At 33.6% G+C, this 22116-nt stretch carries 10 protein-coding genes; 7 read left to right on the top strand and 3 right to left on the bottom strand.

Going from position 1 to position 22116, the window contains the following annotated elements; all coding sequences use genetic code 11:
• The first annotated feature begins 11 nt into the window (after positions 1 to 11).
• From H5T44_00185 to H5T44_00165, 5 genes are read left to right on the top strand one after another with little or no spacing between them, the layout of a single operon-like run.
• Complete coding sequence (locus H5T44_00185; GenBank protein MBC7080662.1) at positions 12 to 5141, top strand: right-handed parallel beta-helix repeat-containing protein; 5130 nt, start codon at positions 12 to 14, stop codon at positions 5139 to 5141.
• Entirely contained in the window at positions 5129 to 8926 is a 3798-nt protein-coding gene (locus H5T44_00180; GenBank protein ID MBC7080661.1) for a PKD domain-containing protein, read from the top strand. The genes H5T44_00185 and H5T44_00180 overlap by 13 nt, the downstream gene beginning before the upstream one ends.
• Entirely contained in the window at positions 8923 to 11397 is a 2475-nt protein-coding gene (locus H5T44_00175; protein ID MBC7080660.1) for a PKD domain-containing protein, read from the top strand. Before H5T44_00180 ends, H5T44_00175 begins: the two co-directional genes overlap by 4 nt.
• Positions 11394 to 14354 carry a tandem-95 repeat protein gene (locus tag H5T44_00170; protein ID MBC7080659.1) on the top strand — a complete coding sequence of 987 codons (2961 nt, stop codon included), beginning with the start codon at positions 11394 to 11396 and terminating at the stop codon, positions 14352 to 14354. Before H5T44_00175 ends, H5T44_00170 begins: the two co-directional genes overlap by 4 nt.
• 19 nt (positions 14355 to 14373) lie before the next feature.
• Positions 14374 to 15570 (top strand): hypothetical protein, encoded by a 1197-nt coding sequence (locus H5T44_00165; protein MBC7080658.1) that lies wholly within the window; start codon positions 14374 to 14376, stop codon positions 15568 to 15570.
• Positions 15571 to 15587: 17 nt separating this feature from the next.
• On the opposite strand, the gene lonB is transcribed toward H5T44_00165, so the two are convergent.
• On the bottom strand, positions 15588 to 17474 hold the full coding sequence (gene lonB, locus H5T44_00160) for an ATP-dependent protease LonB (GenBank protein ID MBC7080657.1): 1887 nt from the start codon (positions 17472 to 17474) through the stop codon (positions 15588 to 15590).
• A gap of 33 nt (positions 17475 to 17507) precedes the next feature.
• Entirely contained in the window at positions 17508 to 17693 is a 186-nt protein-coding gene (locus tag H5T44_00155) for a cold shock domain-containing protein (protein ID MBC7080656.1), read from the bottom strand.
• A 178-nt stretch (positions 17694 to 17871) separates the two neighbouring features.
• Here H5T44_00155 and H5T44_00150 point away from each other — a divergent pair, with 178 nt between their 5' ends.
• Together H5T44_00150 and H5T44_00145 are read left to right on the top strand one after the other, a co-directional pair.
• A complete protein-coding gene (locus H5T44_00150; GenBank protein ID MBC7080655.1) occupies positions 17872 to 19368 on the top strand; it encodes a hypothetical protein in 1497 nt (498 codons plus the stop codon).
• A 339-nt stretch (positions 19369 to 19707) separates the two neighbouring features.
• Complete coding sequence (locus H5T44_00145; GenBank protein ID MBC7080654.1) at positions 19708 to 20025, top strand: hypothetical protein; 318 nt, start codon at positions 19708 to 19710, stop codon at positions 20023 to 20025.
• Positions 20026 to 20028: 3 nt separating this feature from the next.
• On the opposite strand, the gene H5T44_00140 is transcribed toward H5T44_00145, so the two are convergent.
• On the bottom strand, positions 20029 to 22113 hold the full coding sequence (locus H5T44_00140; protein ID MBC7080653.1) for a hypothetical protein: 2085 nt from the start codon (positions 22111 to 22113) through the stop codon (positions 20029 to 20031).
• Positions 22114 to 22116: the final 3 nt, after the last annotated feature.

The raw sequence follows: 22116 nt of genomic DNA, 5'->3' as shown, positions 1-22116 counted from the left end.
ATGGTGGAAAAATGAGGAATAAAAAGTTTGTTTGGCTCGGGGATAGTGGAGTATCGGAGGTAGTTGGAACTATATTACTTCTTGCAATAGCAATAAGCACATTTTCAGTTGTTGGAATATATGTTTTTTCAATAAATCAGCCAGAAAATACTCCAAATGTTACTTTTGTTGGCTATATAAATGAAGCAGAACATATAATAATAGAGCATAGAGGAGGGAGTGAATTAAATCTTGATAAATTAAAAATAGTGATATGGAAAGGAGAGATTAAAAGCAAGCAATACTCCTTTAACTCGGAAGGAAATTTGATAGGGGAAAATGCAACCTTTAAAGGAGATGGAAATGATAGATGGAATATAGGTGAATATATAGATATAAATGGAAATGCGATATTCGGGAATATAACATTTTGGCAGATAAGTGCAATTATTGTTGATGAAGAAAGCAATTCAATTATTTTTGCTGGGATATTAAGAGAAGGCATTGTAAATTATGTTCCCCCTGTTGCAAAATTTAGATATGCCCCTCTAAGTCCTAAAACTCTGGAAATTGTTGAGTTCAATGCAAGCCAAAGTTATGACCCGGATGGTGGAGAAATAATTTCTTATAGATGGGATTTTGGAGATGGAAACATTGGTTATGGGAAAGTTGTTTTGCACAGGTATTCAAGCAGTGGGATATACAACATTACTTTAACTGTTACTGACGATGAATATCAAACAGCAACAGCAACAAGTGGATATGGTTTTGAAAATCCACCAGTAAATGTTACAGAAAATCAAAAACCGGTAGCAAATTTCAGCTGGGATAACAATAGTGGCGAAGGAATTGTATCTTTTCTTGATAGTTCATTTGATACAGATGGGTATATAGTTAGCTGTTACTGGAATTTTGGAGATGGAGCAACCTCCACAGAGCAAAATCCAGTTCATTATTACAACAGAAGTGGAACATATACTGTAACCTTAGTTGTAACAGATAATAATGGTGCTACAAATTCAACAAGCTATAATATAATTGTTCCAAATATATTGCCATTTGCAATATTTTCTTATTTTCCTCAGCAGCCAACAACAAAAAATTATGTATTTTTTGATGCATCTGGCTCATATGATAGAGATGGTGAAATTGTAAGCTATTCATGGGATTTTGATAATGATGGCGAGTTTGATGATGCAATTGGTGTAAATCCATATCATATGTTCAGCAGCTCAGGAAACTATACTGTAAAGCTGAAAGTGATGGATAATGAGGGAGGAATAGGAATAGCAAACAAAACAATTGTTATATCTTCTCCATTTACTTATAGAAGTGTTCTTGTTGTTGATAACACGCCAGCAAGCCCAAGAAACTGGGATGGAATTAGTAATATACTTGTAGCTCTTTCAAGATTAGGAGTGGATTACTCTACAGGTAAGGCAATAGATAGCTGGAAATTTGTAGGCGGCTCTGAAAAAGGGAAAAATATAACAGCAACATTGCTTGATGAGTATGACATAGTTATATGGAGTTGCGGAGATTTTCCCGGGGATGGAGGAAAGGCAATTAATGACGGAATAAACAATACATGGAGCACTTCAATGACAGAAGGAGCAGATGATACTTCAGACCATGTTTATGAAATAAAAGAGCATTTAAATCACAATGGAACAATTCTTTTAACTGGAACTTATGTTGTCAGGGATTTACAGAATTATTCTGGAAATAGAGTAAATGAGCATGAAATATGGCTTGGAGAAACTCTTGGTCTGATTGAACCAATTGGAGGAATAAATTCAGGATATCATTCAGGTATAACAGGATACTTTGCAAATGATTATTATCCAAATCCAGGAACTTTTTCATATGGCCCTATGAATATATCTGGAGGAATATTAAAAGGAGTAATTGGAACATCTTCATACTCCTCTACTTATGGACTAGCAAATATTGTCATAACTTCGCCTATGAAAATTTATGAACTGAATAAAAATAGCTCAGCTCTGTTTAATTATTCTCTTATTTCTGAAGGAAAAAATGAGGTAATAAATGAAAGTTTTGAGAGCAGTTTTCCACCAAATGGATGGGAAGAATACATTCTTGGTTTTAGCAATCCTGGATGGCAATCACTTACTTTGAGTGGTAGAAAATGTGCATATCATGATGAGACAGTGCACTGGTGGCAGAATTGCAATGACTGGCTTGTAAGCCCATCTTTTGTGGTTCCAAGCAACGGCATATTAGAATTTTATGAATGGAATAGATATATGAGCTATTATACTTATCATGGAGTATGGATTTCAACAGGAAGCAGAGTTCCTCCAACAGACTTTGTTGAATTAGCAGAGATGAGTGTTTCAACAAACCAGAATTGGGTAAAAAGAACAATTGATTTAAGCTATTATGCCGGACAAAATGTTTGTATTGCATTTGTTTATAAGGGAGGAGACGGCGCAGAGTGGGCGGTTGATGACATTAAAGTTTATTCAAGATATGTTCCTGTAGGTGAGTATGCGATAGACGCCTTAAGAGGTGCAAACCGCTCAATTGTTCTTGGTTTTGATCTCAATTCTAATGCTATAACAAATGAAAGCAGAGAAGCATATTTGAGAAATGTTCTAAATTGGATGGCTGAGGGAGTTGGATATACAACAGTAGTATGGGTTGATGATGATGCCCCTCTTGAATGGTACGATGAAAAGCATTTAAGGACAATTCAAGAAGGAGTAGATGCGGTATGTGTCGGAGGAACAGTTTATGTATATTCAGGAAATTATAATGGAGCTTTAATAAACAAATCAGTTAATCTTGTTGGAATGGGCAACCCAAAAATAAGCATGGGTGGGTTAAGAATCACTGCTGACTGGGTAATAATAGAGGGCTTTAAAATAAATGCTACAAGTGGAATATTTATAGATAATTGTTCAAGAATTTATGTAAACAATTGCTCTATATCAAACGCAACATATGGAATAAGTTTTTATGGCTCTTATAATAGCAGTATATCAAATACAACCATATCCAATAACACTTATGGAATAATCATCCGATATTCTTCATTTATAGACATAGTTGATAATGAAATTCATGAAAATATTTATGGAATATGGGCAGAAAATGTTGTTAGAGTTAATATAAGAAGAAATGAAATAAATTCAAACAGCGAGGGATTGCATTTTTACAAATCTGATAACAGTATCATAAGAGATAACAATATTTATTCAAACACAAATTTTGGGATAAAAATGATATCAACCCCAAAAAATAACTATATTGCCAATAATGCTATCCATGAAAATGGATATGGGATTTATCTTGATCTTTCAACAAGAAATATAATTCAAGGAAATGATATTTATTCAAATACAAATGATGGTATTTATTTAGTTTCAGGCTCTTCTCAGAATACAATCTGGTTCAATGAGATATGGAATAATAATTTTGGAATATATCTTTCCTCTTCGAGCAATAATTACATTTCTTCAAACAATATTACTTTATGCAAAAATAATGGAATTTATTTAAAGTCGAGCGGTACAAATATAATTTTTAATAACACCATTTCATCTATTACAAATGAAGGATTTCACATCATATCTTCTGATTTAAATTTCATCTCTGAAAATGTAATTTATAATGCTACCCATGGCATAAGAATTAGTGAATCAAGAGAAAATATAATAGAAAACAATACATTGTATAAAAACAGAAATAGCGGAATTTATCTTGAAAGACCAAATGAGGATGTATGTGATAATAATACTCTTATGAACAATTCTATTTATTCAAATTCTGAATGCGGAATATTTATCTATTCAGCGAGTGGAAATATACTGTTTAATAACCAGATTTATAACAATTCAATGGAAGGAATAAAGCTAAAATCAAGGTCGGATCTGAATAATATCTCAAACAATTTAATAGATGGAAATGAATATGGTATATCTATTCAAATGAGCAGCTATAATATACTGGAAAATAATACAATAATAAATAGCAGTGAAAGTGGAATATACATGCTGGACTATTCTTCCCAAAATACTCTTTACTTAAACACAATAAAACAAAATAAGAAAGGATTAGAAATAATATATTCAAATAACAATAATGTATCAAACAATTCAATAATTTTCAATGAAGATGGAATAAATATTTCTTATGGATATAACAACAAGATTTATAGAAATAACATTTCTTCAAATGCAAATGGCTATGGAATATATATTATCTGGGGCGATGCAAACATTATTGATGAAAATATAGTTGGAAATAATAAAAATGGTATTTATTTATTTGATTGTGGAGGAACAGGCAACAACCTAGAGGAAAATGAAATATTTTCCAGTATTGAATATGGAATATATATGGAAAATTCAAAAATAGATATAGCAGGAAATAATCAGATAATTAAAAATAAAATCTATTCTAATGGAATGGATGCTGTATTCCTTAAGTTATCAAATATCAATTCCATACAGCAGAATTCAATATATTCAAATAATGGCAATGGAATTTATCTATTTGCATCAAATACAAACTCAATCAAGCAAAATAATATATATTCAAATAATGGCAATGGAATTTATATGGTTGCGTCAAATAGCAACTACCTGCAGAGCAACAACATTTCTTTTAATAAAAATGGAATATATATGATGCAATCATCGCAGGGGGATTCATATCCTATAAGGGGGAATTTAATATGGAATAACACATTATGTGGAATAATCATGGATTCGTCAGAAAGCAATTATTTAGGAGAAAAAAGTACACCAAATAAAATATGGAATAATACGTATGGGATAATTGTAAATAATTCATCGAGGAATAACGAAATAAGATATAGCATAATTGAGAAAAATATTTATGGAATTTTAATAAATAGAACATCTACAAACAACAAAATATATGAAACAAATATAACAGAAAATTCTGCTGGAATTAACATCTCATCATCTGATTGCAATTTCAATGAAATATATCATAACAATTTCTTAAATAATACTCTCCAGGCATGGGATGAAGGAAACAATTCCTGGTATGCAGGAACAGAAGGAAACTACTGGAGTGATAGACCACCTGAGCAAACATATTATAATATTCCTCCATATTCTGCACAGGACAGATATCCATTGAGTAGTGTAAGAGAATGGTGGCTGTAAAATTGAAAAGAATTATCTTCATTATACTTTTGCTACTGTTAGGTTTGTTTAGAATTGAAAAAGCAAACCCAGAAACTATCTATGTAGATGATGATGGAGGCGGTGATTTCACAAGAATAAGCGATGCAATTTCTGCTGCTTCGCCGGGCGATACGGTTTATGTATACGAGGGTGTATATAATGAAAGTATAGCTATAGATAAAAATATAAAATTGATTGGTGAAAGAAATGGAACAATAATAAATTGTCAGAATGGAAATCATGCTATAATTATTAATTCTGATTCAGTGAGTATAGAAGGGTTTACTATAGTTGGTTCAAGCGATGGTTATTTTGGAATATATCTGCCTAACAGAGATAATTGTGAAATAAAAAATTGCAACTTTTCTTTTTTATATGGAGGAGTATATATCTTTAGAGGGAAAAATATACTTGTAGCAGAAAATATATTCTACAATAATTCATATGCAATATCTGGAGTTGGTTTTAGAGATAGTATAATAAAAGAAAATTATTTTATAGGGAATAGGAAAGGGATATTACTTGGTGCGAATACCATAAACAATACAATATTTTATAACACATTTATTTCTAATTTGCAAGATGCATATGATGAGAGCATCATGAATAACTGGAGCCATTTAAATGTTGGAAATTATTGGGATAAATACAGCGGGGCAGATGCTGATGGAGATGGAATAGGGGATGCGCCATATCCAATAGAGCCACCTATTAAAGGAAATTTTGATTTTTATCCACTTATGGAAGAATATGGAGGTATAGATATATTTCCCCCTGATATAGTTGATCTGCGGGCAATTCCATTAATTCAAGAACCAGGAAAAGAAGTGAATATCACATGCAATATTCTGGACAAGGAAGGAGTCAGCTCAGCCATTATAAATATAACTACTCCAGAAGGAAATTATATAAATGAAAGCTTAATAAATATAAATTCAACTAATGCCTATTATTTTGTAATTTCTTTTGAGAAAAAGGGTGTATATAATTATTATGTATGGACAGAAGATGTTAACAATAATTCAAGAAAGTCATCAATAAAAAATTTTATAATAGCTTTTCCTCCATCTGCAAATTTCACTTTCCAGCCAGAGGAGCCAACAGATTTAGATAATATTACTTTTAATGCAAGCAATAGTTATGATATAGATGGCTACATAGTTAATTATACATGGAATTTTGGAGATGGAAGTGTTGGATATGGCAAATTTGTTGAGCATAGATACAGCGATGATGGAAAATATAAAGTAAAGCTTACTGTGTATGATAATGATGGTGCTTTTTCAATTATTGAAAAGGAAATAAATGTCTCAAACATAATTCCTTTTGTAAATTTCACATTTGAGCCAGATAGCCCAACAGTATGGGAAGAGATTAGATTCTATGATTTATCCTATGATTTAGATGGAAGCATAAAAATATGGGAATGGGACTTTGGAGATGGAACAAATATATCTGGCGGAAAGGAGGAGCATAAGAACCCAAAGCATTCTTACAGAAGAAATGGAATTTTCAATGTTACTTTAACTGTTTATGATGATGACTATGCAAAAAACACAACAATTAAGCAAATAACAGTTAATGATTTTTCCTCTCCCTCAATAGAAAATTTATTCGCTTATCCAAATCCTCAAGAAGTGGGAGAAGAAGTAAACATTTCCTGCAACATTTTTGATGATGTTGAAGTAGTGGAAGCAAAGATAAATATAACTTTTCCAAACGGGGGCTACATAAATGAAAGCATGCTTTCAGGAGAAAAATATTATTACAAAATTCAATGCCATCAGCCAGGAAATCATACCTTCTTCATCTTTACAAAGGATGCGAGCAATAACTCAAATACCTCAGAGATATTAACCTTTACAATAATTGTCCAGCCCGAGCCGCCGAGCATGGAGAATGTTACTTTTCCAGCCAGCGGGCAGTATGGATTGCCATTAAATATTTCCTGTTTTGTGCATGATAATGTGGAGGTTAAGGAAGTGAAAATAGTTTTTTCATTTGGGAACTTCTCAATGAGCGGGATTACTGATGATAAGGGAAATGGAATTTATTACTATAACTCAACGTTTGATATAGGACTGCATACTTTTTTCATATATGCGGTAGATGTAAATGACTTCTTTAACATATCTGGAAATTATTCATTTGAAATTGTCGATACTTTACCTCCTGAAATAGAAAATATAGGTTTTGAGGAAATTGTTGAGGCTGGAGAAGTAAATGTCTCATGCAGTGTTTTTGATAATAGAGGGGTAAGAGAAGTAAGGATAAATATAAATGGAGTGGAAAGAATTATGAGCAATTATGGAAATACATTTTACATAAAAGAAAATCTATCGAGCGGAAATTATACTTTTTATATTCTGGCAGAAGATTTATCGAATAACACAAATCAAACCACTCCATTCAATTTTATTGTTACATATTTTCCGGTTGCAATTGATGATTATGCAACAACAGATGAAGATACACCTGTTATAATAGCAATATTGGCAAATGATTATGATATAGATGGAACAATAAATGCAAGCAGTGTAACAATAACCCAAAATCCATCTTATGGAAATGTAACAGTAAATGCAAATGGAACAGTAACATACATACCATCCGCAAATTATCATGGCTCAGATTCATTCAAATATAAAGTAAAGGATAATAGCAACGCTTGGAGCAATGAAGCATGGGTAAATATAACAATAAGTTCAGTAAATGATGAGCCATTTGCGGATTTTGAATGCACACCTTCAAACCCAAAAGTTAATGAAACAGTCCTTTTCATAGATCTAAGCTATGATGTAGATGGGTTCGTTGTTAATTGGACATGGAATTTTGGAGACGGAAGCATTGCTTATGAAAAAAATGCAAGTCATAAATATAATGAAAGTGGCGAATATAATGTGATTTTGAAGGTAATTGATAATGAAGGAAAAAATTCTACAATTTCAAAAGAAATTTATGTAGGAGAAGTTTTATTTGCGGAATTTATGGTGATAAATGAAAATCCCTGCTCAAAAGAAGAAATAATTTTTGTTGATCTCTCACAGGGAACAACATCATGGCTATGGGATTTCGGAGATGGAAGCATTAGCTATGAAAGAAATCCAAAACATATTTATCAAATAGGGAGCTATTACAATGTAACTCTAATTGTATCTGATGGAAGCAAAAATGCAAGTGTATCAAAAATAATTCAAGTAGCAACAAAAATAGAAATAGTAAAAAATGAAAAAAATGTTGTCAATTATTTGCCCTGGTTTGGAGAAGAAAAAAATGCTTCCCAAATTGCTGAGATTATAGGGAGTGATATAATGCCTGTTGGAAGTGTAATAGCTAAATGGAATGTTAGCAAAGGAGGTTTTGATAGCTATGTAGTTGGAATCTCTCCTCCCTCTTATGATTTTATGGTTTCTCCATATGATGTAATTGTTTTAAGAGTGGCAAAAAGCGGATATTTTATTGAAAAAGCTTTTCCTATAGAAAATAGATTTGTAAATGTTACAAAAAATGAAAAAAATGTTGTTAATCATTTTTGTTGGAGTGCTTTCTATTCCATAAATGCTTCCCAAATTGCTGAGATTATAGGGAGTGATATAATGCCTGTTGGAAGTGTAATAGCTAAATGGAATGTTAGCAAAGGAGGTTTTGATAGCTATGTAGTTGGAATCTCTCCTCCTTCTTATGATTTTATGGTTTATCCAGGAGATGCGGTTGTTTTAAGAGTTGAGAAAAGTGGTGAATTTTTAATTGAGGTGAGAAAATGAGAAAAATAAAAAGTATAGTAGTGTGTTTTTTGATGATAATGACCGCAATGAGTAGCGTTGGATTGGACCAGCCATTCCCAGTATATGGCTACATAAAGGATTCGAAAGGAAATGCTGTTTCCGGAGCTCAAGTAATTATAAAGGATTTAACAAGATTAACACAAATAGTTGTTTATACAAATGAGCAAGGATATTATCAGGCTGATCTCAGCAATTTACCAGAATGCCAGAGTGGTGATACTATAGAAGTATATTGCTATTACAATAATGAAGATAACAACAGAACATTTGTGCTTGATTTATCTCTTACTTCAAAAAATGTTAGCTTTAACCTTGTTGGTGTGCCATATGCAAAAACATTGAGTGCGGAAAATATAACAAGCTCTTCAGCAAAAATCAATGGAGAGTTGATTCATTTAAACGATACTTCCTGCCAAGTATGGTTTGAATATGGAGAAACAATTTCTTATGGAAATTCAACAACTAAAAACACTTATTATGGCCCAGCAAATTTCTCCGCAACATTGAGCGGACTTAAACCAGACACCACTTACCATTTCAGGGTTGTTGCAAAAAACTCAAGAAAAACATTTTATGGAAACGATGTCACATTTAAAACATCTCCATCTCCTCCAGAGGTAGCAACAAATGATGCAAGCGATGTTTCATATAATCAGGCAAATTTAAATGGCTATTTGAGCAAGGTGGGGGCGAGCAGTTGCGAGGTGTGGTTTGTTTATGATGATGCCCCGCATGATAAAATTGAAGATTACAGATATAACACTTCTCATATTGTAAAAACATCTCCTTCCTCATTCTCTTCAAAGATAAGCGGGCTGGAAGTGAATAAAACATATTATTTCAGAGCGGTTGCAAAAAATTTACAGGGTATTGCATATGGAGAGGAAAAAAATTTCACAACTAAAGTTATTCTTCCATCTGTTTCAACTCTTTCAGCTGAAAATATAACGAGCAATTCCGCATATCTTAAAGGAAAACTGGATGATAGAGGGGGGGATGAATACTGCCAGGTATGGTTTGAATATGGAGAAACAACTTCATATGGATTTGCTACGGGCATTTTAACAATAAATAAAAATGAAGAATTTTCAATTAAAATTGAAAATTTAACATCTGGAAAAACATATCATTTCAGAGCGGTTGCAAAAAATAGCAAGGGAATTTCTTATGGAATGGATAAAACATTTAAAACAAATTCTACAAAAGCAAGCATTGAAACTTCTTTTGCAAATTATGCAATAATATTGAGGGCAAACCTGGTTGATACAGGAGGGGAGGCATGCTATGTATGCTTCGAATACTGGAAAGAAGGAAATGAAACAATTTATAGAACAGATGAAAAAATGATGAGCTTACCAGGAATTTTTGAGGAAACTATATCTGGCTTAGAAGAGAATACAAGATATTATTACAGGGCGGTTGTAAGGAATAGCCAAGGAATTTCATATGGAACAAATCTCTCCTTTTTAACAAGCTCTGCGCCTCTTGCTCCAGTGCTTGGCGAGAGTTCCGCAATTCCTTCATTCAACAGTGTTAAGCTTGAGTGTAATGTTTCGCTTGGTAGCAATGAATTCTGTTATCTGTGGTTTGAGGTAGGGAATGGAAAAAATATTACATCTGAGGTTATGCTTGTTGAAGAAGATGGAGTGGTAAATTGTACAGTTGAGGGGCTTGAAAGCGGTAGAAATTATTCTTACAGAGCAATTGCGGTTGGTTCAGATGGAGGAATAGCATATGGAGAAAGAAAGAATTTCTCAACTCCTGAAAAAGAAAATCATGAGCCAAGCATAACTATCATTTATCCTGAAAATGGCTCAGTGGTTGATGTAAGGACTTCTCTAATGGCAGAGATATATGATGAAGACAATGATGTGATGAGCGTAAAATTCTATTTAAATGGGAATGTTTTTGTTATAAGCTCTAGAAATGGAGTGGTTAGCATTAATTTAACTCTCGAACATGGAAAAAATTATTCATGGTATGCGGAAGTAAGTGATGGAAAGGCAAATATTTCATCAGAAATTTATTATTTCAGCACAAAGAGTGCTATTGAAGCAAATTTTACAAATTCTTTTGTATTTGAAAAAGAGATAGCATATTTCAATGATTCTTCTTCTGGAGAAATAATTTCATGGCTATGGGATTTCGGAGATGGAAGTTTCAGTTATGAAAAAAATGCAAGCCATGTATATGATAAGGCTGGGAGTTATATTGTAACTCTTACAGTAACTGATATATATGGGGAAAGTGCTTCAAAAGAAAAGATAATAAATGTTTTTTCAAGAGGAGATGCAAATATGGATGGAAAAATAAATGCACTTGATATAACAAAAATAAGAAGGATAATTGCACTGCTGGATGAAAAAACCCCGCCAGCTGACTTAAATTTAGATGGAACAGTAGATTTGGAGGACTTGCAACTGCTGATAAATAAGATATTGGGAAAATGAAGAAAATAATCTTTCTTGCTCTGCTTTTTATTCCAATTCTTGCAAGAGGATATGTATTTATATCCGCCCCTCCAGTGGTTTTAGTTGAAGATAGCTTCTTTATATATGTAAATGTTGAAAATGTTGGGTGGTTTAATTCAGCGGACTACTCCATATTTTATAATTCATCAATTTTCATGTTTGAATCATTAGAAAATGGAAGTATAAATGGGACTGAAATTCCTTGCATTTATTCCTTAAAAGAAGGGGAGATAAAAATTGTAAATGATATTATGGCTCTTAATGCTGTAAATGGCTCTGGCTATCTCACAAAAATAAAATTTAAAAGCTTAACCAATGGCTCTTCATATATCTCAATTCAGGGCAACATAAGCGACATTGATGGAAATGAAATAAACATTTCATGGAATGGAATGAAAATAGTTTCCACTTCCACTTGCCTGCGGGTGGAGGCACCCGACAGAGCGAGCGGGGAATTTTATGCTTTTCTTAATATTTCGAATGTGAGCTTTTTGAATGCAATAACCTTTGATCTTCTTTTTGATAAATATTTTGTTGAATTTGTTGAAATTGAAAATGGCTCTATTGAAGGAAGCGGGGTTAATTTGTATTTTTCGGAAATTGAAGATGGAATAAAAATAGTTGCTCTTACAAATGCGAGCGGAAGCGGGTGCATGGCAAAAATAAAATTTAAGGGAATAAATTTAGGGCCAACTAGCATAAATATGTCAAATGTTACAATAAGTAATTTTTACGGGGAGGAAATATTTGTATATTTAGTTAATAAAACAATTTTGATAAGTTCTTCCTCACCTGTTGCAATTGATGATTATTACACAACAGATGAAGATATTTCTTTAATTATAGAGGCACCTGGAGTATTAGAAAATGATTATGATGCAGACGGAGATACTTTAACTGCTGTTTTAGTAAGCAATCCATCTCATGGAACATTAACACTAAATGAAGATGGCTCATTTGTTTATGTGCCTCAAGCAAACTACCATGGCTCAGATTCATTCACATATCAAGCATATGATGGAAAAGATTATTCAAACATTGCAACAGTTCATATTACAATAAATAGCATAAATGATGCTCCTGTTGCAAACTTTATATATGAACCACTAAATCCAGTTATAGGGCAAACAATCTATTTCAACAGCACTTCTTATGATGTAGATGGAAACATAGTAAATTGGACATGGAATTTTGGAGATGGAAGCTTTGCTTATGAAGAAAATACAACTCATCAATATAGTAGTGTTGGAACATATGATGTAAATCTAACAGTTACAGATAATTTAGGGACAAAAAGTAGCATATTAAAGCAAATAAATGTTAGTAAATTAAATAATCCACCCATTGCAAATGATGATTATTATAGCACAGATGAAGATATTGCTTTAATTGTAAATGCTCCTGGAATATTATCAAATGATAGCGATGCTGATAATGATACTTTAGCTGCAATTCTTGTAAGCAATCCAATCCATGGAAGCTTAACATTGAATTCAAATGGTTCATTCATCTATACACCATTTCTAAATTATCATGGAACAGATTCATTCAAATACAAAGCATATGATGGAAAAGATTACTCAAATGTTGCAACAGTTTATATCAATATAACACCGGTAAATGATGTGCCAAACAAGCCTTTGCTAGTGACTCCAGCAAATAACTCTCTAAATTTAAGCACAAATGCAAATCTTACTGTTCATGTTGTTGATATAGATGGAAATTTGATGAATGTTAGTTTCTATGGCCGTAAATTAGGAAATGTAACATGGCAATTAATAGGAACAAAAACAAATGTTGCAAATAATACAGATACTTCAATAACATGGTATAATTTGGCTTATAACACAACATATGAATGGTATGCAATTGCAAATGATAGCATAGCAGAAACTTCATCTGATATATGGAGATTTACAACTAAATCTCTTGTAAATCATCCTCCAAATAAGCCAGCATTGATATATCCAACAAATGGGGCAACAGATGTTGCCATAACATTAACTCTCTCATGGAGTTGCTCTGATCCAGATGGATCCGCTTTAACTTATGATGTTTATCTTGGAAAATCACCAGATCCACCAAAATTAGCAACAACTAATTCAACAACCTATACCTTGCAGTTAGCTTATTCCACTACATACTATTGGAGAATAGTTGCAAGTGATGGACAATATGAAAATTCATCTGACACATGGATATTTACAACTATTGTATATACTCCACCTTCTCCTCCTTCTCCACCTCCATCTCCTCCTTTTCCACCTCCTCCAGAAAATAAACCACCAAAATGCTCACTTCAAGTAAATATCAGCGAGGGATATGCTCCTCTTGTGGTTAATTTCATAATTAATGCAAGTGATGAAGATGGCTACATAGCTTACTGGGAGCTTGATATAGATAATGATGGAATTACAGAATATAATGGCTCTGGCTCCCCTCCTTCAACAAAGCAGCATTCTTATAATAATACTGGAAATTATACTGCAAAATTGACTGTTACTGATGATAAAGGAGCAAAAGCGGAATCAAGTGTAATGATAAAGGTAATTCAAAATCATAAACCAATTATAAAAATTATTAGCCCAGAAAATGGCACAAAAACATCCGAAAATATAATTATTCAGGGATTTGCAAGCGATGAAGATGGAAATGAAACAATACAAAAGGTGGAAATAAGAGTTGATAGTGGGCATTGGCAGGATGCTGAAGGTAAAATTTCATGGAGTTATTTGCTAAATATCAGCGAGTTTGCGGAAGGGGAGCATTTAATTTATGTAAGAAGCTTTGATGGAATTGATTATAGTGAAGAAGATTATGTAAAAATAGAAATAGTAAAGATAGAGAAAAAGCCCATCTATCCATATATAATTTTAGGACTGGCAATATCAGCAATAGTAATACTTATAATCAGAAAATATCGCAAAGTTATTTAATAAAAGGTGAATATATCAAATGATGCAAAATAAGGGACAGGTAGGAGTCGTTGTTGCAATACTCGTTGTTGTTTTATTAGTTTCAGTTCTCGCAGTTATCCAGCTCCACTATGTGCCAAGATGGATGGAGGAAAGAGAAGCGGAGCATATGGATGTTGTTACAAATCAATTTGCAAATCTGAAATATGCAGTTGATTTAATCTCAATAGGAAAAATTTCCTCGCCTATAACAAATTCAATTACTCTAGGAAGCAAAGAATTGCCATATTTTCTTTCCTCCCGCTCCTTTGACTCTTTACAAATTTTATCAAGCCATGGCAGTAATTTTACTTTCGTGTTAGAAATAAATGGTTATGGATATGAAGAAAAAAATGTAACATATGGCAATGGAACTCTATCAAATATAATTTCAGTAAAATCCCTGGAATTGAATATAAACAAACTCAATATCGGAGACTATTACAATATTTCATTTTCAGACAATTCATCCATATCCATAAAGGTAGATGAATATGGTGATTATTGCAGAATAAATTTAACAGTAAAAGGAGGAAATGAAATAATTTTGAACCAAACAATATTTTCTGGGCTTGATATAGGAAGCTCATTCTTTATAGATTTAATGAATGAAAACTACGCATTTTCAAAAAAAGTTTTCCCCTATATGGCGAGGCCATTTAATGCAACATTTTCGGTTTCAAATGGCAACTTTTGCATTATCTATGAAGGATATATTACAGAAAATAAGAAATTATCTTTCCCTCTTGGAACAATAATATATAAAGCGGATAATGCCTATTTTGTTGACCAGAGCTACGTATATGAAGGAGGGGCAGTTTTCTTGAGCCAGCATGATGGAAACACAATTCTATTCCCTCCTTCCTTGGAGATAGAGAATTCATCCCGCATAGTTAATCTTACATTAATTGATGTTATTGCAATGCCAGGGAAGGCGGGGGTGGCGGGCTATGGAACATATCTTGTGAGGGTAAATTATTCAAGTTCCGCAAGCTATAAATATTTTGGAAATGTGACAATAAAGGTTGAAAGCAATTATAACTATTCATGGAATAGATTTTTAAATAAAACATTTAATGAAAGTGGAATTGAATATGAATATATTGAAAGCTCTGGAGAGTTTAGATTTAATGATGTTGAATTTGCAATAAATATAGCAAAAGTTTATGCTCAGGTAGGGCCGGGATGGGTTGAATAATTATTCTTGAATAAAAGTTACTCTAAGGAAGCAAGTTTCTTTATCAAATCTTTTTTCTTTTTTCCGACGAGAGCATGCTCAAGCACTTCTTTAAGTGTTGATACAGGTATGATTTCTATCATATCTTTGTATTTATCCTCAATCAGAACATCCTGCAAGTTTGCCTTTGGTATTATAACTTTTTTTATTCCCGCTTTTGCAGCAGCTTCTATTTTTGCGGTTACTCCTCCTACTGGCAATACTGTTCCATGAATGCTCAATGACCCAGTCATTGCAACTTCCTGGCTAACTGGAACTCTTTCCATTGCAGAAATAACCGCAGTGGCAACTGATATTGAAGCGGAATCGCCTTCAACGCCTTCATATGTCCCTATAAACTGAATATGAATATCCTTCTTAGATATATCCTCGCCTATGTATTTCTTTATTATTGCGGAAACATTTTGAACCGCTTCCCTTGCTATTATTCCCAGCTTGCCAGTTGCAACCACCTTTCCTTCCGCCTGCGAGCCAGCGGGAGTTACTTCTGCAGCTATAGGAAGAATTAAGCCAGAATATTCACTCATTGAAGGATCCGCTGACATAACCGCAAGCCCATTAACTGTTCCAATTTTTGCTCCTTCTGTTTCAAAATATTTATATGTTTTCTTCTTCTCTATATAGCGATCTGCAACCTGCTGTTCGAGGCTCCTTGCAATTTCCTTTGCTTTAAGGACATGCTCCTGTGTAACAACATTTTTTCCTTCTTTTATTGCAATATCCCCCGCAACTCTTATAAGTCCTCCTAATTCACGAAGCCTTAGAGATAATTTTCCTTTCTGCCCCGCTCTCCTCTGTGCTTCTCTTATTATCTCAGCGACCGCTTTTTTGTCAAAATGAGGTATTTTTCCATCCTTAGCTACTTCCTGAGCCACAAATCTTATGAGTTTTTCCCTGTTTTCTTCATTATCATCCATCACATTGTTCATATAAACTTCATATCCGTAGCCCCTTATTCTACTCCTCAAAGCAGGATGCATACCAGCAACTGCATCAAGATTTCCAGCACATACGAGAATAAAATCACAGGGAACAGACTCGGTTTTTACCATTGCTCCCGCACTTCTTTCAGATTGTCCTGTTATTGAAAATTTCTTCTCCTGGATGGCGGTGAGTAAATGCTGTTGGGATTGAAGGCTAAGCGTGTTTATTTCATCAATATAAAGCACTCCTTTATGCGCTCTATGAATTGCTCCCGCCTCAACTCTGAGGTGAGGAGGAGTTTCAAGCCCTCCCGCCTGAAATGGGTCGTGGCGCACATCTCCCAGCAGGGCGCCAGAATGGGCGGCGGTTGCATCAATGAATGGAGGGGTATCATCTTTTGTGTGGGAAACAAGTATTTTTGGTATATTTGCCTCCTCTCTCCTTTGAATAATGCTTCCCCTCCCCGCTATAAGATAAATCATTGCAGCTGCTATCAATCCAAAAAATGCAAGCGTTAAATCATAGTATATTGCTCCAAATATGGAGAGAATTATTATGAAAGATACAATAATTGTAACAAATTGGCTCTGCTGTTGCTCCCTCCTCCTCGCTTCTATTTTCATTTTTTCTACAATTTCCTTTCCTTTTTCAGCGGGAACAACTCTTATAAGGGGAGTATTTGGGTCATCTTTATTTGGATATACTAAAATATCTTCTAGCTCTTCTTTTGGTAAAAATTCGGTCATCGCTCTTGCGAGCATTGACTTACCTGTTCCTGGCTCACCAATAAGCATTATATGTCTTTTCTGGCGAGCTGCCTGCCTCACTACTTCTACTACATGATCCTGCCCTATTACCTGTTCTATAAGCAATTTTGGAATGCTTATTTCTGCGGTTGTGTTAAAATTTTTGCTTTCTATCCATTCATCTATTGGCAACATTTCTTATTATAGAAAAATGCTGTATATAAAATTTTATATCAATTCAACGTTTACCGCTCTTTCTCCTTTATCCCCCTTCTTAATCTCAAACTTTACTTTCTGTCCAACTTTTAGTGGCTGGTTTCCTTTTACATCCGACTGATGCACAAAAACATCTTTTCTTCCTTCTACCTCTATGAATCCATAAGAGGTTACCCATCTTTTAACTATTCCTTCCATTTTATCACCCGCCTATAACACCTTTATGTATTTAACTTTATTGGAAAATTTTAGAGCGAGGATAGCTCTGTGAAAAATGGAACCACTGCTATTAATGAAACTGGTATAGAAAAGGCTTACTCCTTCTTATTCTACAATTCCATACAAAACTTTATTAATAAGAATCTGTTAAGGAATCATGCTCTCGAATGAGAAAAAAATAAAAAGATTTGTAGCGATTTTTATTGTAACAATATTTTTAGCATTTCCTCTTTTAGATGCAACGCAATCTAAACAAACATCAATACATCTAGATGAGAATGATGATTTTACCCATTTCTTTTTAAATCCAATTGGTGAGGAAGATTTGATAGGACGTGAATTTAACACTAGTGACGGTCGAAAAGGTGTGATCCGACAAATTATAGATACCAAAACTCCACCAACAAAGGTAATGGATATATGCGACTTCGTGACTATCGAATGGAAAGAACCAAAGATGAAAAAACCATGGAAAACTTATCATATAGACGGGATGTCTCCGGCGGGAGGTGATGGATGGTATTTCCATTTTGATTATAAGTCATCAAATAAAGTTGATCCATCTCGTTTGCCAAAACCTGAAAAAGGTTTGCCTCCTTGGGATGATAAACGGCACCATTTTGTCGATGATAACAATACCCAAGGCCCGTGGGATGGAACTTATGACCACCCATACAACAAGATACAGGATGGAATTAATGCGTCTAAAAAAGGTGATACAGTATTTGTTTTTCCCGGGGTTTATGAGGAAAATATTGTTATCAACAAATGTTGTATTGGTGTGGTTTCATTAACCTATGAACATCCCGTAATTGATGGTGGAGGAAGAGGAAGCGTGATCACAATTGATGCAAACACGGTAACTTTACATGGTTTTGTAATACAAAATAGCGGAAAATATGAGGAGGATGCGGGTTTAGATATTCGATCTGATAGCAATACTATATTTGGAAACATTGTTAAAAATAATCAAAATGCCTTTTATATACATGAGTCATCCGGGTATAATATAATATTTGAAAACACTGTTCAAAATAATCAGTGGGGTATCTTTATTATGCACGATTGTGGTAATAATTACCTTTTTAATAATAATTTCATTGGAAGCAAAGGTTTTCATGCGAAGGATTATAGTATAAATCAATGGGATTCGGAGTTTTATTATGGAAACTATTGGGACGATTACAAAGGAGCAGATGAAAATGGTGATGGTATTGGGGACACACCTTACATGATCTTGGGAGGTAATAACAAAGATAACCAACCGTTAATAAATATTTGGCAAAATGGGGTACCAACCGTCCCAACTGTCACCGGGCCTAATTCAGGGTCACCAAATATTATTTACAATTACTCAATAATATCATTAGATTCCAGTAATCACGACACCATTTATGAGATCCACTGGGGAGATGGATTTTCTGATTTCACATCATACCTCGAATCTAACGAATCCCAGAACGTGAGTCATAGCTGGAAAGATAAAGGAAGTTATCTAATAAAGGTTCGGGCTATAGATTATTATGGCGCTGAAAGTGACTGGGCGACACTGCAAATGAGTATACCTAAAAATAGAGTAAAAATAATTTGGATGATCATATTAAGATTTTTGGAAAATTACCAGGCGTTTAATCAATTGCTAAAAAATTTATAGCATTGGGGTTCTTGTCCAAATTTATTTACAATTTCCATTACTCTTCTATATCCTATACCTACATGCATTTCATTCCAAGCATTTGCTGATAGATAAAATTTCCTTATCGCTTTTAAATCCTTTTTCGAAAATTTAAGGGATAGAATTTATGATCAATGTACGGAAAGATATAATGAATATAAGAAGACAGGAAAAGATAAAAGAATTACTTTTTAGCAAAAGATAAGCAGAGATATAAAAACAACGCACTCTTTCAAATCTTTTGATTCCTCAAATGCCTTCCTTAGAAGAATAATCTATAACTTTTAAGAGGAGATGAAAACAGAGCTGTGAAAGATTTTGAAGAAAGTCCCCCAAATAAAACAAAATGGAAAAATAGCGAGGAAATGGGGAGCAAAGGAAGGAGATAAACTGCTAATTCCTTCTCCATCTGAAGTAAATGAAATTATGAAAAAAGTTACTGAGAGAAAGCTAATTACAATTAACGAAATAAGAGCAATTCTTGTCAAAAAGCACAATGCCACAATTACACGCCAGTTAACAACAGGAATTTTTGCTCGCATTTCTGCAGAGGCGGAAGGAGCAAGGAGAGAAGAAATGTATCCAGTAGAGAGAAATTCCAAAAAACTTCTTGAAGGAGAAGGGCATAAGATATGATGGCTAAAAATTAAAAATAAAAACATCAATGCTTCTTCTTTCTATTTTTCCATTTGTTGCTATTGCTTCAATGACTATTTTATATTTTCCATAGCATTTTTCATCCCATAGCCATTTATATGGTGGATTTTCGAAGCTTAACTTTGTTTCATTATTTATATAAAATCTAACTTCCCTTATTTTTCCCTCTGGCTCGCTAATTACATTTACATGAATTGAAATTGCTCCAATTATTATTGTTCTATTTATAAAACCAAGCAAAGGACCAAAATCAAGGAAGTAGATGCCTTTCAGAGGCTTCAAAATCTCTATACTGATATTTATCTTTTCTTCAGGATGCTTTATTCTTATCTGAGGATCACCAAAAAGATTTGTTTCATAATGTGTCCATCTCATTCCATTTTCATTTATTCTCCATGCAATTTTCTCTTTTGAATAGTGATTTGCCCTTCCCATTTCATTAATATTTTCTTCAAAAATTGCTTTATAGAATGCAATATTATATCTCTGTCCAGGTGAATCCGTGCTGTTTTCCATTCCAAGACCATATCTTGAATTCATTATGCATGCAAATGCTCCATTTTGGGCAAGGGTGAGATGCTCCGCAAAGCAGTCATCATTATAGTAGGCATAGCTATCTCCATAAGGATATGCATTATCAAATGATCCAGCGAGACATGTCTGGGAATATAAAAAGAAGTATTCTTTGTTTTGCAAATTATCCAAATCGCTGTTGCTCATTTTCAAAGCATGTGTTGTCCATCCATGGCCGAGATGATTAACTATGTTGCAACCTCTATTCAGCAATGAAATTAAATCTTCCTTATGCCAATATTTATCCCTTTCATAAAGAGTTGTAATGTTGAAATAAGGAGGAATCAATTGCTTTATCTCATCCATATAATTTCCTCCCCAATCCGCAATTCCCCCGAATCCAAGAAATTCTCCTACAAGAAGCACTTCAATATTACCTTTGCTTTCCTGATATGAAATGCTCTTCCTGATGAAATTTTTTATCTCCTCATCGCTATCTGCACAAACCCTTCCAACCCATACCTCACTGAAAAGATCCGCTTCCTCAACCCCATGCTCATTGTCCGTGGAATTTTCTCCCCATCTATCATCTTCATCCTCATTAAAATTTCCATCAAGGCAAGCATAATAAACATCAGAAGGTATCTGCGCCTCAATCTCCTCCCCCAGAGGCAGGCCGACGCAACTCGCATATAAGTAGCGGGCGGGAATAATATTTTCTCTGCTATTATTTATATCCGCATCTCCTCCAAGCAAGAGATATTTTATCCCCCATTCAGAATATGCATACCTTATAAAATTCCTTATTTTTGCCTGTGTGTCATTAAAAATTTCTTTTTCTCCCCAGAATTCCTTATTTTTTTCTATTTCCTCAACACTAACTATTTTTGTTTTTATTCCCTTGCTTTCCTTATAATCCACATATTCTTCAAATGCTTGAACAAAATCGCTCTTTGTTATTATCAGATATTCATACTGTGCATTTATTTCCTTTTTCGGATAAGTTTCCGCAATCCATGGATTTATAACAATCTTCTTAACATAATCCCTATCCTCTTCAATTCCCCTATAAAGCTCATTTTCATTTCCTTCCTTTAGCTTTATTTTCAATTCCATTTCTTCATAATAATAAACCTTTCCATTTCTATATGAAACAGGAATCAAATTAATAATAAGAATTTTGTATCCTCTCGCATAATAAATTCCAACAACTTCATATTTCTCATTGATCTCTTTTCCTTCTCGCAAAATTTTTTTATTCGCAACAATAACTGGCTTTCCCTCCTTTATCTTATATTCTCCCGCATACCTTTCCTTTACATTTACTTCAATATCCTTAACATCTTTTTTATAGGGCAGAAGAATGAAAAGGTTTTTTACAGGAATAATGAGCCCATTATATTCATACTTATTGCATCCTTCAATCGCTATTTCAACCTCTTCCTTTCCTGTAAATTCTGGCTTGAAATAAAAAGAAAAGCTCATTTCCTCTTCTTTAAAATTAAAAGTTGGAAAGATTAGCAAAGAAGCAATCAGCAGAGCTAAAACTTTCATGCT

This window comes from Thermoplasmatales archaeon (assembly GCA_014361195.1).
Lineage (GTDB): Archaea > Thermoplasmatota > E2 > UBA202 > JdFR-43 > JACIWB01.
This window is presented reverse-complemented; position numbering and strand designations above follow the sequence as displayed.

Coding starts and splice junctions, on each gene's coding strand:
- H5T44_00140 (MBC7080653.1), bottom strand. CDS start 22,113: ATGAAAGTTTTAGCTCTGCTGATTGCTTCTTTGCTAATCTTTCCAACT.
- H5T44_00170 (MBC7080659.1), top strand. CDS start 11,394: ATGAAGAAAATAATCTTTCTTGCTCTGCTTTTTATTCCAATTCTTGCA.
- H5T44_00185 (MBC7080662.1), top strand. CDS start 12: ATGAGGAATAAAAAGTTTGTTTGGCTCGGGGATAGTGGAGTATCGGAG.
- lonB (MBC7080657.1), bottom strand. CDS start 17,474: ATGTTGCCAATAGATGAATGGATAGAAAGCAAAAATTTTAACACAACC.
- H5T44_00150 (MBC7080655.1), top strand. CDS start 17,872: ATGCTCTCGAATGAGAAAAAAATAAAAAGATTTGTAGCGATTTTTATT.
- H5T44_00155 (MBC7080656.1), bottom strand. CDS start 17,693: ATGGAAGGAATAGTTAAAAGATGGGTAACCTCTTATGGATTCATAGAG.
- H5T44_00165 (MBC7080658.1), top strand. CDS start 14,374: ATGATGCAAAATAAGGGACAGGTAGGAGTCGTTGTTGCAATACTCGTT.
- H5T44_00180 (MBC7080661.1), top strand. CDS start 5,129: ATGGTGGCTGTAAAATTGAAAAGAATTATCTTCATTATACTTTTGCTA.
- H5T44_00175 (MBC7080660.1), top strand. CDS start 8,923: ATGAGAAAAATAAAAAGTATAGTAGTGTGTTTTTTGATGATAATGACC.